The organism is Sphingorhabdus buctiana (assembly GCF_042680825.1).
Lineage (GTDB): Bacteria > Pseudomonadota > Alphaproteobacteria > Sphingomonadales > Sphingomonadaceae > Sphingorhabdus_B > Sphingorhabdus_B buctiana.
On record NZ_JBHUEL010000011.1, the window covers coordinates 294480 to 308221 of the forward strand.

9 protein-coding genes are annotated in these 13742 nt (G+C 56.8%); 4 read left to right on the forward strand and 5 right to left on the reverse strand.

Annotation, left to right across the window (positions count from 1 at the left end; genetic code table 11):
* Together ACFSAG_RS14015 and ACFSAG_RS14020 are read left to right on the forward strand one after the other, a co-directional pair.
* The gene (locus ACFSAG_RS14015; protein ID WP_374614345.1) at window positions 1-435 is read left to right on the forward strand and encodes a YcgN family cysteine cluster protein; all 435 of its coding nucleotides are present in this window, start codon (window positions 1-3) and stop codon (window positions 433-435) included.
* Entirely contained in the window at window positions 392-1153 is a 762-nt protein-coding gene (locus ACFSAG_RS14020) for a M48 family metallopeptidase (protein ID WP_381516016.1), read from the forward strand. The genes ACFSAG_RS14015 and ACFSAG_RS14020 overlap by 44 nt, the downstream gene beginning before the upstream one ends.
* Window positions 1154-1160: 7 nt before the next feature.
* On the opposite strand, the gene ACFSAG_RS14025 is transcribed toward ACFSAG_RS14020, so the two are convergent.
* Together ACFSAG_RS14025 and ACFSAG_RS14030 are read right to left on the reverse strand one after the other, a co-directional pair.
* Complete coding sequence (locus tag ACFSAG_RS14025) at window positions 1161-2879, reverse strand: MFS transporter (protein ID WP_381516019.1); 1719 nt, start codon at window positions 2877-2879, stop codon at window positions 1161-1163.
* An 81-nt stretch (window positions 2880-2960) separates the two neighbouring features.
* A complete protein-coding gene (locus ACFSAG_RS14030; RefSeq protein WP_381516021.1) occupies window positions 2961-4865 on the reverse strand; it encodes a hypothetical protein in 1905 nt (634 codons plus the stop codon).
* 162 nt (window positions 4866-5027) lie between these two features.
* On the opposite strand from ACFSAG_RS14030, the gene ACFSAG_RS14035 reads away from it, so the two are divergent.
* Together ACFSAG_RS14035 and ACFSAG_RS14040 are read left to right on the forward strand one after the other, a co-directional pair.
* The gene (locus tag ACFSAG_RS14035; RefSeq protein WP_381516025.1) at window positions 5028-6977 is read left to right on the forward strand and encodes a TIR domain-containing protein; all 1950 of its coding nucleotides are present in this window, start codon (window positions 5028-5030) and stop codon (window positions 6975-6977) included.
* A 30-nt stretch (window positions 6978-7007) separates the two neighbouring features.
* Window positions 7008-7265 carry a hypothetical protein gene (locus tag ACFSAG_RS14040; RefSeq protein ID WP_381516028.1) on the forward strand — a complete coding sequence of 86 codons (258 nt, stop codon included), beginning with the start codon at window positions 7008-7010 and terminating at the stop codon, window positions 7263-7265.
* A gap of 37 nt (window positions 7266-7302) precedes the next feature.
* Here the strand turns inward: ACFSAG_RS14040 and ACFSAG_RS14045 are convergent, their stop codons facing one another.
* The 3 genes from ACFSAG_RS14045 to ACFSAG_RS14055 are packed head-to-tail and all read right to left on the reverse strand — an operon-like array spanning window position 7303 to window position 13611.
* A complete protein-coding gene (locus ACFSAG_RS14045) occupies window positions 7303-8364 on the reverse strand; it encodes a S1 family serine peptidase (protein WP_381516031.1) in 1062 nt (353 codons plus the stop codon).
* A gap of 13 nt (window positions 8365-8377) precedes the next feature.
* Window positions 8378-10342, reverse strand: coding sequence for a caspase family protein (locus ACFSAG_RS14050; RefSeq protein ID WP_381516034.1), 1965 nt, complete (start codon window positions 10340-10342; stop codon window positions 8378-8380).
* Window positions 10339-13611 (reverse strand): caspase family protein, encoded by a 3273-nt coding sequence (locus ACFSAG_RS14055; RefSeq protein WP_381516036.1) that lies wholly within the window; start codon window positions 13609-13611, stop codon window positions 10339-10341. Before ACFSAG_RS14055 ends, ACFSAG_RS14050 begins: the two co-directional genes overlap by 4 nt.
* Between the last annotated feature and the right edge of the window lie 131 nt (window positions 13612-13742).

Consider the following 13742-nt stretch of genomic DNA (forward strand, 5'->3'; position numbering starts at 1 on the left):
TTGAGCGATACCCCCTTCTGGGAACGGCCAATCGAAACGCTTGCCAGGGATGAATGGGAAGCGCTTTGCGATGGCTGCGGCAAATGCTGCCTGCACAAGGTGGAGGATGAGGATACCGGCCGCATTTATCCCACAAACGTCGCTTGCAAATTGCTCGATCTGGATAGCTGCCGCTGCGCCGATTATCGCAATCGCCGGATGCATGTGCCCGATTGCATCCGGTTGACACGCAAGACAATCGACGATTATCCTTGGCTTCCATCGACCTGTGCTTATGTGCTCCGTCAGAATGGGGAGCCGCTGCCCGAATGGCATTATCTGGTCTGCGGTGATCGCGAGGCGGTGCATAAGGCTGGCATCTCGGCCAAAGGTCGGGCAATATCCGAATTGCATGCTGGACCGCTTGAAAACCATATTGTCGAGCAGCCTCTCTGATCCATCGGGCGGCGATCCCGTCGTGGATATTGAAGGGCGGCAAGTGCCGGTTCGCATCAAGCGCACGCGGCAGGCTAGGCGCATTTCGATGCGGGCTGACGCGATCAAGCGCGAAATCCGCATCACCATGCCGGTATATGCGCCAACCGCCGCTGCGCTCGATTTTGTGCACAAGAAAAAGCAGTGGATCGCAACGCGTCTCGAAACGGCACCATTGATCAAACCGCTTGGCCCAGATTCAACGGTCGCCTTCATGGGTGAGGCGCACCGGATCGTCTGGAGCACGGGAAACAGCCGCCGCGTCAGGCAAGTGATTGGCGATCAGGGTCCTGAACTCCATCTGGGTGGCCCTGCAGAGCTTGTCGGACAGCGCATCATTCGCTGGCTACGCGAAGAGGCCCGTCCGGTCTTTGCCGAAGATATCGATCATTATTGCGCGAAAGCCGGTGAACCCGTGCCACAATTGGCGATAGGCGATCCGCGCAGCCGATGGGGCAGTTGCTCATCGCGCGGCACGATATCGCTTAGCTGGCGGCTGATCATGGCACCGCACCATGTCCGCCGGTCGGTCATCGCGCATGAAGTCGCCCATATGCGCCACATGGATCATAGTCCGGCCTTCTACGCCTGGTTCGAAGAACTATTCGAAGGCGACCGCAATGCCGCCGATCGTTGGCTGAAGGCGCATGGCACCGCGTTGCAGATGATCGGTCGATAGCGACCCGTCAGTCGTCTATATTCCTTTTGAAAGTTTCTGGCAGGAACAAGAGCCCTGCAATGACGGTCAATGCTGCCACGACAATCGGGTACCAAAGCCCGTAATAAATATCGCCGGTTGCCGCGACCATCGCAAAAGCGGTTGTGGGCAGGAAGCCACCGAACCAGCCATTGCCGATATGATAGGGGAGCGACATAGAAGTGTAGCGGATCCGGGTGGGGAACAATTCCACCAGCAACGCTGCGATCGGTCCGTAAACCATGGTCACCAGCAGCACCAAATAGGTAAGCACCGCAACCACGAGCGGCTTGTTGATCTGTGCGGGATCGGCAAACAGAATTTTCTTGGGTGCCTTTTCATCCTTCGCCGCTGCCGGATTATCCTTCACGGGATAGCCCGCGGCCTGCAAGTTGCTCATCACTTCTCCGCCAAACGCCTTGATCGCTAAAGCCTTTTCCTCTCCGACCAGTTTCGACGGATCGGGCGCGGTGATAACCTTGTCCCCGATGCGCACAGATGCAACCGTGCCTGCCGGAGCACTAACCACGCTGTAGCTGACCGCATTTTTGGCGAGATAGGATTTGGCGATATCGCAGCTCTTGCTGTCGAACTTATTCCGGCCAATGGGGTCAAATTGCAGCGAGCAATCATTTTCATTGGCAGTAACCGAAACAGGCGCCGTGACACTTGCCTTCGCCATCGCCGGATTGGCGACATTGGACAAAGCGTTGAACGCAGGGAAATAGGTCATCGCCGCCAAGCCACATCCTGCAAGGATGATCCACTTGCGGCCAATCTTGTCCGACAACCAACCAAAGAAAATGAAGAATGGCGTTCCAATCGCCAAGGCGATGGCGATCAGGATATTGGCCGTCGCGCCATCGACCAGCAGCATTTTTTCGAGGAAGAAGAGCGCGTAGAATTGCCCTGTATACCAGACAACCGCCTGCCCTGCGACCGCACCGAACAGCGCAATCAAAACGACCCGTCCGTTGCGCCAATTGCCAAAGGCTTCTGAAATGGGCGCTTTAGATGCAGTCCCCTCTTCCTTCATCTTCTGGAAGACCGGGCTTTCCTGCAATTGCATGCGAATCCAAAGCGAGACACCAAGCAGGATCACTGAAATCAGGAATGGCACGCGCCAGCCCCAATCCTTGAATGCCTCTTCACCGATCAAGGTGCGCGTGCCGATAACCACCAGCAGCGCCGCAAAAAGCCCGAGTGTCGCGGTGGTCTGGATGAAGCTGGTGTAGAGCCCGCGCTTGTTGTTCGGCGCATGCTCGGCAACATAGGTGGCCGCCCCGCCATATTCGCCGCCCAGTGCGAGCCCTTGCAGCAAACGGAGCAGGACGAGCATGATGGGCGCTGCGACCCCGATACTCGCATAATTGGGCAGGATGCCGACGGTGAAGGTAGCAAAGCCCATCAAACCCATTGTTACGAGGAAGGTATATTTCCGCCCGACAATGTCGCCCAACCGGCCGAAGACCAAAGCTCCGAACGGGCGCACGGCGAAACCGGCGGCGAAGGCCGCCAAGGCAAAAATGAAACCGGTGGTTTCGTTTACGCCTGAAAAAAACTGCGCCGAAATGACGGTGGCGAGCAGCCCATAGAGATAGAAATCATACCATTCGAAAACCGTACCCAAGGATGACGCCAGTATGACCCGCTTCTCGCCCCCTGTGGCTTCGTGATGCTTCGGCATGGAATCTGATGATGCGGCCATGCGCTTCTCCCCTCATTGGCGCCTTATGCGGCATCCTATCGGTTGCTGGTGCCGGGTGGTCAAGCACGCAGAGAAAAGCAATCAGACCGGTACTGCAATTTGCTTGCCGCCAAACACCGACTGCCAATTTTCAATTTCTGAAACGACGACATCGTCCATGGCGTGGACCAGTTCCGCCACCTGCGCATAGCGAAGCGAACCTTTGGGGGCATTCAATAGGATCGCGATGCGCGCCTCGATAACCGCCAGCTTTTCGGCGGTCACTTCGGATATGGATGCAAAACGTTCGAAGTCGCCAAAATAACGGATTCCGGCAAAGGCACCGCCCAGCGCGGGTAAGACCACACCCAGGAATGTGAATGTTTTCGAGCTTTTGTGGACGAAGGAATCGGGGATCGCGCCCATATAGCTGAAAATGATCAGCAAAAGATAAGTTGCCACAGACAGCACAGCCAACACGAACAGCCGCTCTGACAAGCGGTCGAGACGGTGGTGCACATGGGTCAGCCGCTCCGCCTTGCGCTGGTGGTAAAGCCGCTGTCGTGACACATGGTCTTGGAGCAGTGATTTAAGGGCGGCGCGCAAATAATCCTGCCCGATCCGAACCGAGGGAAGCCCGATATCGCAGAGCACCTCACGCGCATAAAATTCAGGCCAGCCGGTATCGGTGCCCCGGGGCCACCGGCCAGCCGCGCGGGCAACGCCCAATACCAGCATGATGGGTGCATGGCGGAAATATTCCGCCACCCGCCGCGTTTCAAACCATCGCCCGTGCCAGCGTCGGCGCTGCCCGATGACGGTGATTGAAAGGATCGTGGTGAGCAAAAGGAATTCACCCAAGGCAAATGGCCATTTTGCATCGACCGTGACGAGCGGGAGATAAGCAACGCCGATGGTAATGGCCAAAGCGGAAAGCAGGAAGTTGGTTACCATTCCGCCGCGATAGGCATCTGACAGAAACGTCGAGAGCCCGTCCGCCCACGCGAACCGCTCCATTATCTCGCGTTGGATTTTCTGGGCAAAATCGGTGTCGCCACCCGGCAGCTTGTGGGCCGCATCCAATATATGGGCGCCGCTCCCTGTCGCGATCTGCTCCGGGGTCTCATAGCTTTGCACCAACGGCCCGAAACGTTCCTTTACCCCACTGCCGCCGAACAATGCCTCTATACGGCGATAGGCGTGGAACCGTCGCAAGCTGCGCGCGTGCCATTGTTCGGTGTGGAATCGTACGGCGCGTTCATTCTGGTCTGAATCTGGTGGATTCAGCGTTGTTTCGATCACCTGTTCCAGCGCGGCCTGATCGAGCGGCTGCAGACTTTCATGGGCGAACAATTCCTCAGGCGTTGTCAGCAAAGCGATGCGATCGGGCCGTTCGGCATTGATCCACAATACCGGGGTGCCAAGGCTGACTGCGACCGAAATCGTATGCCGCGTTCCGCCAATAGCCCCGGGGGTGACGCCGTCCCAGATTGCAACCAACAGATCCGATTGTTCTATCATCACCCGACCGGCGGTCGCGACGCGCTCTGCTACAATCGTCAGATAATCCTGCCGCGCTTTTGCATTGACGGGCTCAGCCAGATGCGATTTCAGAAGGGCGTTTACATGCTCATCCTGTTCGGCGAGTTCGAACAATTTCAGACGCTGTGCGATATTGCGCATATACTGGGCTTGCTCGACATCGTCCCCTGCATGCATCGCGACATTCAGATCGATGCCAAACGGCAAGGGCGCGGTAACTTCCCAACCGTGCTGTAATGCGGTTTCGACCGCTATCATGTCGGCCCCAAACGCCAGCAAGGCATGCAGACGGGTTGCGCCGACACTATCGCTCTGTCGCGCGGTGACGGCGTCGATCGTTGCAAACAGTCCGGCGAGACGGGTCTCGATCGCCGCACGGTTGGCGGCGAAGGCGGCGTTGCTGTCCCGATGCCCGGTGATGCCAACACAGATCCGGGCAGGCGGCAATGCAATCGAGTTGGACATAAAAGGCTGATCTCGCTTCCTTGCCCTCTATCGTAGCGGCAGCCTGCGTATCGACAAGCCCTGTCGTGGAATTGGCTATCGCGCAATTTGCTTGTGTAAAGTGATGAAAAGCAGCACATTAACGACTTGCTCTGCAAGGCCAGACAGGGGTGCGATTGGCGGATGGAACAAGGCAATCGGGCACAAGGAACGCAGCAGGACGCGAGTACGGTCTTTGTCAGCTATTCGCGCGAAGACCGGCAACGGGCTTTGCCTATCATCAAGATCATCGAAGAAGCCGGCTTCATCGTCTGGTGGGATGGCTTGCTTGAGGGCGGAGAGCGTTTTGCCCGCATAACGGAAGAAGCGCTCGAAAGGGCAAAAGCCGTCGTCGTACTTTGGTCTGCAGCCTCTACCAAGTCGCACTGGGTGCATGACGAGGCAACCGTCGGCCGCGATCGCCAGCGGCTGGTGCCGATTTCGATCGATGGCAGCGAACCACCGCTCGGGTTCCGCCAGTTTCAGGTGATCGATGCGTCTCCAATCAAAGTGAAAAGCAGCTCCGCCGAAATGCGGCAGATGCTGAAAGCGATTGCAACCCTGCATGGTCGGCAAGCGGATTTTGCTGCTCCAGTATCGCGCCCTGCGAATGGCCCCAACAGGCGCATGCTGTTGATCGGCGGAGGTGCGACCGCACTTGTGGCAACGGGCGCCGCAGCATGGCTGACCGGATTGATTGGATCTGGCAAGGCTTCAGCAGTCAGTATAGCGGTACTTCCATTCGATAATTTGAGCGGGGACCCGCAGCAGACCTATTTCTCCGATGGCCTGGCTGCAGAAATTCGCACCCAGTTGACCCGCAACGAATTGTTGCAAGTCGCTGCACAAGCCTCTTCCAACCTGTTCCGTGAGGATAAGGCCGATGCAAAAGCAATCTCGGACAAACTGGATGTCGCCTATTTCCTCGACGGCAATGTCCGGCGTGCCGAAGATATCGTCAAAGTTGCCGTGCAACTGATTGACGGGCGAACGGGCAGCGCCAAATGGGCGGAGAGCTTTGAGCGCCCGTTGACCAATGTATTTGAGGTGCAAAGCGAAATCGCACTCAAGGTCGCAAGCGCGCTTTCGGTTGAAATCGATCCGTCGAAACGCCGCGAAGCTGGGAAGAAGAGTTTGGCGGGAACCAAAAGCGTTGCGGCATTCGATGCCTATCTGCGCGGCAAGGATCTTTACGATGCAGGGATTGATGAGAATAGCGATCGGCAGGCGTTGGCGAAATTCAACGAAGCGATTGCCGACGATCCCCAATATGCCGCAGCCCATGCCGCACGTTCGCGGGCGCTGGCGGTCATCGCCAACCTGTATACCGGCGGCGCCGAACGAAAGGCCCTGTATGCCGAGGCCGTTACGGCAGCCAAAAAGGCAGTCGCGCTGGCCCCCGAATATGCCGAAGCACATTCCGCGCTGGGCTTTGCGATTGCCTTTGGCCAACTCAACATGAAGGCGGCACGGGCGCCTTATGAAAAATCGCTTCAACTCGGCAAAGGCGATGCCGATGTGTTGAGCCGCTATGCCGTATTCCGCTCGCGCTTTGGCGAATATGAGGCAGCGAACGCGGCTATCCTGCAATCCTCTGCGCTCGATCCGTTGAACCCCCGCACCTTCCGTTCAATCGGCGACATAAATTACGGTGCTCGTCGATATGACCAGGCTATCAAGGCGTTCGACCAGGCACTGAAGCTCAATCCGAAACTGAGTGGCGCCAAGGCGTCGATCGGTTTCGCGCTTTATATGCAAGACAGGCTGGTTGAAGCTGCGCGCTATTTCGCCGAGGAGAGCAGCAAGATCAGGCGGCTGACGGGAGAGGCAATAATCGCTCACCGATTGGGCCAAAAGGCCGTCGCAGAAAGCAAGTTGGCCGAAATGAATGCAGAGTTCGGAACCGAAAGCGAATATCAATATGCGCAGATCCAGTCGCAATGGGGCAACACCGAAAAAGCGCTGGCATCATTGCAGTCGGCACGCGCACACGACGATAGCGGGTTGGTGATGATGCAAAATGATCCGTTGCTCGATCCGATCCGAAAAGCGCCGGAATTTTCCAATTTGCTTAAGTCATTGGGTTTCGTGTAAACCGATGTTCCACAAAGTAGGGGTAGAGATATGCGTAAAATCATAACATTGGGATTGATCGCTTCCGCTTCGTTCGCGTTATCAGCGTGCAACGACAAGACGGCTGAAACCGAAGAAGAAGTCGTCACCGAAGAAGCAGCTCCTGCCGAACAGGCTGAGCCTGCTGCTGAAACCACCGAACCCGCAGCCGCAACGCCCGCAGCCGAAGAAAAAACCGGCCCGGATGAGCGCACTGGTCCCGACGAACGCACCGGTCCCGATGAGCGCACCGGCCCAGACGAACGCTAAGTTATCTGCAAGGGCGGGCTAGTCCCGCCCTTGTCTCTTATTGCTTTGAGAAGCGCTTGCGCGAAGCCTTCGCGCTCTTGATCCACGACTGGTAGGCAGAAACGCGGGTATAAAGACCCGGATAACCGGGATTTGCGCAACCGACGCCTTGCGAGACAATGCCGACCAGAACCCTGTCGCCGTTAGGCAACGCACGGGTCAGTGGGCCGCCGCTATCACCTTGGCACGAATCCGCATTTTTCGGACCAAGCGCAACGCACATGGTTTTTGCGCTCGCTATGCCCTTATATTCCGCAATCGCCGCGCATTTGCTTTCATCGGTCTTGAACACCGTCGCCTGCTTGAGTTGCGCCGGGTTGCGCTGCGGTCTGCCGCCTATGTCGACCCGTGCCATCGTCGATTTCTTGCGCGCACCCTGCCAACCCCAACCGCTTACGCGTAGCGGCTCATTGCGTATTGGCGGGGCGTTGGGCACATTGGCCTGCATGGTGATTGGCGCGAGCGCGCCTGATGCAAGCAATTTGATCAACTGCCCATTATCGGCGACCTTGATCAATGCGATATCATCCTTGGGAACTTCCTCTGTGTAGCCGGCATGGGTGATCACCTGCGCAATCGCAAAGGTCGCACCGCCTGCTGCCAGATTCTGCGTTCCCATGCGAACGCGTCGATGCGTGAACACGTCAACCGGTTTGCCATCGACCATGCCAAGGCCGGTCACACAGTGCGCTGCGGTTAGAATCCAGCCGTCGCCAATATAGGAACCGCCGCATTTGTGAGCCAGTTCAAAGCCTTTGCGCAGGTTCAGATATTTGCGCTTTTCAGGCGGGGTGATTTGCGGGTTGGCATCATCGGCAATCTCCTTGGCGGTGTAACTTGCAACGGTCGAATAGATTTCAATCTGCCAGGGGGCCGAATTGGGCGGTGCATCTTCACCACCGACAATGCGGCCTTCATCGTCAATTTCTTCCTCTTCATCGACCGTTGCCGTCTCATCAGCTGCCGCTGCATTCTGGTCCGGGGGCGCCGTTTCGACCTGCGAAGCAGCCGCATTTGCAGTGGGAAGGGTGAGCAGGAGCCCCAAGGCGAGTTTTTTCATCTGTGGCTGGTCCTCATTCCACGATCACTGTTTCTACAATGGCTTTCCAATCGCCGGCGCGGGGCACCGATGCACCGCGCACGCCCTTTTGCGCATCACACAGCAGCCGTTCGAGCGGAGATGCACAGCCAACAACGCTGCGGCTATTGGTGCCATCCTGTTCAAGCGCAGCAGCATTGATCGGGCGTTCGGTGGCGATGGTCACGAAGCGATAGGTTCCCTTCGCCAGCGGGACCACTGGATCGTGCACGTTGCGATAGGGCTGTAAAGGCGCGACTGCCGGATCAACATCGCCCGGCCGCGGCAACACCAGCGCCACGCCAAAGGTCGGGTCAATCCCGAACACATAAAAATAAAGCGGCTTATCCGATTCGTTGTTCACCGTGACAATTGCCTGCGCATCTCGTTTCAGCAGGCGCATCTGCCGCTTTTCCATCGGGGGGCACCCGTCGCTGGGGGCAGCATATTCCTGGTCATCAACACAGAATCGGATTGCCGATTGGGCGGCACCATTTTCGGTTCGCAGGTCTAGAAGTTGCTGCACGCGCAGGATTTTGCGCAGCTTGGATGACAGTTTTTCGGCAAATTCGGGTGCATCGACAGGTCCGAGTTCCCCTATCTGGGTGCCATCAACGGCAAACAATACCGCCTCCCCCTTTTTTTCGGGGTGCGAGCCGATTTGCGCCTGAACCGGTGATTTGCCACCGCCAAAAAATGGAAGTGCATCAAGCGCCAATTGCACCTTCGCACGCTCGGTTTCCTTTTTGACAATGTTAGCGATGCGCAGCTTCAATTTGCCTACGCCACGCATGGTTTCAACGGCGACCAAATCGGTGCCCAAATTGGGATGCGCCGCATCAAGGGCAAGCTTTGCGACATAATCCTCAACGTCGGTAACCGTTGCAGTGGCCAGCGGCTTTGCGTTGATGGCCACTGCCTGGGCCTGACTAGGAAAGAGATTAAAGCGCGAGCCTTCGACGATACCGGTCAATCGCCCGGCCTGGAGCTGCATTTCGCCTTCGACCAGCTTCGCTTCGAAAAGCGCCTTGGGCCGCGCGGCCGAACCAAGCGACGCAGTGAGCTGCCCTTCGCCCACCGGGGTCTGCGTTATAAGTCCGCCAAGCGCTACACGAGTCCGTACTTCGCGTATCAGGTCACCAAAGGTGGCTCCGGGCATAGCAAACATTGCTTCAATCAATGCGGTAGTGAAAACGCCTTCGCGTTTGCCGACACTGCCGGCGGGAATTTCCTGTGCCTGCTCGCCATCCTGTGCTGCGGCAAGGTGCACCCAATAGCCGCCACCCGGCCCCACAGGCGTTGGAACGCCCCCCCGAACCGGGGGCCTGACGGTTAACATGGGGACGTTGCGCGATTCCCCACTGGCACCATCACGTGTTGCAGTTCCCGAATTGCAGCTATCGAAGATCGTGACAAAACGAATGCCGGCTGCGGCTGCCTTGTCCTTGATGGCCTTCAATTCGATATCGAGAATGTCACCTTTGGCGATGCTTCCGGGTTCGCGGGCGTCGCTGGGCAATATGGTGCCGTTAAACCCCGAAGCCTGATCGAACAGGCTGTCGCTTGGATATTGTGAGCCGTGCCCGGCAAAGTAGAACAGCACCGTGTCTTGTGGAGCCGAGCGTGCAATCAGCGTTTCGAGCGCGCCCAAAATGGCGTCGCGCTTGGCACAGAAGTTGACCAGCGTTATCGAATTCGTCGTCTCGCCTTTGCAGTTTTCCGGGCTGACGACGTCCTCGGACAGTGGATCAAGTTCGAGTCCATGGAGTTGCGCCAACGCCTTCTTGAACCGCAAACTGTCGTTAACCGCCCCTTTGAGGTCTTTGAAGGCCGCTTTCCTTCCGGGCGCGGATGAAAATTGGTAGCTATCTATACCGACGAACAAGGTCCTGATCTGCTGCGCGTGCGCCGGAACGGGAAGTGCAGCGACAAGCAGCAACAGGAACCCCAGAAACTTCATTTGGCCGGCCCCTTCAGGATAACCTTGCTGGGAAATCCATAGTCGAACAAAGTGGGCTGCTGGATCTTTTTGAAAACTTGTTCGACCCTTCCGGGAAAGCGGAAACTGCTGCCTTCAACTTCGGATCCACCCGTAATACGTGCATCGTCGTTCAGGGTCGGCAGGCGGTAAATCGGATAGTTTATCCACTCATCTAGGCTGATCCGATCGTCCAACGTCCCATCAAAGAAACCATCCGCTTGCACAAGACCTTCGTCGGGTCCTGCCAATGCATAAGTCAGCAAGCCATGGCGCAATTTGGAATCTTCAAAAGCAACATCTTCAGCCTGGGTCGCTACCAATATTTTGATACCTTTGTCATAGGCCAGCTGTCCCAATCCTTTGTCGCCCAAAGGGCCCGGTTTGAAATTGGGCGTATTCACGCTTGCCCCCGCATGGCATGCATCGATGATCAATACGATGTCTGCAGCGTCCATCACGCGTAACCACATCGTCATTTCGTCCATATTGACCAAGGTATGGGGATGCGGTTCTCCTGACCCATCCGCTCCTTCCGGCCAGGCCGCATCGGTTGGCAGAAGGAAGAAGTTGCGTTGCTTGTCTGCCCAGCCATGGCCGGAAAAGCTGATAATGATGAGATCGTCGGGCGACGACAGATCTAGTGCTGAACCGTCTATTCCGTTCGCCGCCAGAATCTTCAGACCCTCCTCTCGCTCGAAGCCTGCCAGCATTGCCATGATCATGTTGATCGCATCCGCCGTCGGCTTCACGTCGCTGCCGTCCTTGGCAGCAACAACCATCCTGCGCATTTCATAGCCCGGGATGTCTGTAACCTGATCGTTGATCAGTTGCGCATCGGCGGCTGCATAATCCAGCTTGAGCCGTTTTTCGTCATATGCGTCTATACCTATCGAGATCACAAATGCGCGCGGCTGAAATGACTGCATGTCGGGCCGGACATAATCGGTATAGATTGCGGTCTCGCTTTTCACCCTGTCTTCGTTGAACGCATAGGCGGTAAAGACAGGCTTGTTGGCGTCGGCAGCGCTTGGCAACCGCACCCGGAATGTCTTTTCATAGATGCCATCGCCCGGCTTGGCATCGTCGTCGACAAGCTTGTTGTGCGCGCGCCAATCCGCCAGCTCGTCCTGTGGTTCAAGATCCTGATTGTCGGGGGTATGCGCTGCAAAACGATAATCGCGAAACAGCCGCAAATCGTAGACGCCGCTCGACTTTCCATCAGGCGAAGCCGTATCGCGATTTTCGGTAACTTTCACCGAGACAACGGCTTCGTCAGGCGTTTCGCCGGTCTCGACTTTGACAATTTCGACAAGTGGCAAGATGCGGTTGAGCTGCGCAATGGGTTTGGGTGGGGGGATGACGGTGTCGCAATCACGAATGTAAGAGCAGGTCATGATCGCCTCGGTCAGCCCGGGCATATAATAATCGCGCATGAAAGTTTGGGGCGATAGCGACTCAAAAGGTCGATCGGGCATCACCCAACGGAAACTGTCGCTGTCCGGGCCCAGATTGGTATCATAGCGCCCATCAGGCAGCGCAGCGACATAGCCCTGATCGGCAAAGAAATGCGTGGTCAACAGCACCGGCCAGCCGGGCTTGCTGGTATCCCACATTCGTAGGCCATCATGCGCCGAAAGCGCCCAGAAAATCGGGGTTTCGCTCAAAAATCCACCCGCAATGACGCGGCCGAATGAAAGCGGCGCCAATTCCTGTTCCCCCGCGACATCCGACAGGCTGATCAGGTCATCGCCTTCACCAGCCATCGCAACGACTGAACCATCGGTTTCGAGCACCCTGGTGCTGGTGGACCGTCCCTCCATCGGCAACCATTCGTCAAATTCGAGCCACCATGTGCCTCCGCCGCTGTCGCTCGATACCAGCAGGAATTCATCGAACAAAAGCTGCGATTTCGTAACCGGGCCATCGCCTTCAAACTGGCGTTTTTTGACCACCGCACCGGTGCGTGTATCTATAGCATGAAACCATGTCGCTCCATCTGCGGCGACCGTGACTGCTGACAGGGTTTGCCCGGTGTCTGAAACCGAAATCCCGGTGATGCGCATATTGGCTTCGAGTTTCAGGTCGCCGAAATTACGCCAGCGTTTCTTATTCCCGTCGTAACGCTTCAGGCCGAAATCGCCTTTTGCATGCGCATTGCAATTCGACAGTCCTGCTGCAAAATAGCCGCCGTCGGGTGCAATTTTGATGAAACAGGCGGGGTCGAAAGACTCCACGATCTTGCCATCGTCGGTGTTTATCAAAGCGGCTTTGGCTGCAGCGCCTTTTGCGCCCTTGTCGAGAGATTCCGTTTCGACGGTCGATGTCGCCAGCAACCGGTTGCTATCCGCCCATTGTACGCGGAAATAGTCTCCGGGCAGCTTGACCGTATTTTGGAACTGCCCGGTCGACGTATCAAACAGTTCAATGGTGGACGTGCGTTTGTCGCTGTCTTGTCCCAATTCGGGCTCAGACAGCATGGCAAGAATACTGCCATCGAATGATAAAGCCGCATCGCGAAACCGTAGCGAGCGGGTGAGCGTGAGGGCCAAATCTGGCTTCCCTGCCTCCCGGATCAACAACCCGTCTTGATCGCGCACAAGGGTGCGTTTGCCATCATGTGAAGCCGGCAAGGGTGCAAGTTCGACGACCGGTTCCTGTCCGCTTTCGCTCTGCGCCAAAAGCGCTTCGCGTGCTTTACGAGCTTCCTCAAATTTGGCGCGGTCTTCCTCGGTCCATTGCTCCTGAAGTTTCGTCCGTTCTTCAGCGCTGGTTTCCGAAGGGAGGCGCATCACGCCTCCGCCAACCGCTGTTGTGAAGATCGTGCGCGTTTGCAGGTTCAACCGGTAAGTTTGGCGCGCGATCCCATATCGTGATTGGTCGGTGAACAATCGCTTCTTTGCGTCGACTTCCTGCGACCTTATTGCGACCTCGGTTCCGTCCTCAGAAACCGTCATTCCCAATAGGCGCTTGGTAACCGTCGCGCTTCGGCTGCTCCCTCCGGGGAGCGGGATGCGATCGACGACGTGCCCTGTCTTGGTATCCCATATGAGTACGAGCCTGCTCGCATCGCCGGCGGTTATCAGATAGCGATCATCCGGGGTCCAGGCCGCCACTTCGATCCCGCCATAAGGCAATGTCTGCAGGACAATCTTGGGATTTATCTGTTCGTTTTGCTGGGCATGAAGCGAGGACACTGCGAAGAGCAGGCCGAAAAGCACAAAGCCAATAGCTTCAATCCGCGAAAACACGGCAAAGCAAGGACATACATGGTCCCCCAGTCAGGTGACAGACATATACACCGAATTACAGTTAGGCGAAAGTCCAAGCTGGAAGAACGAAAACCAGTTGATGGCCCTCAGCGCCGGGTGGCACATTCGGT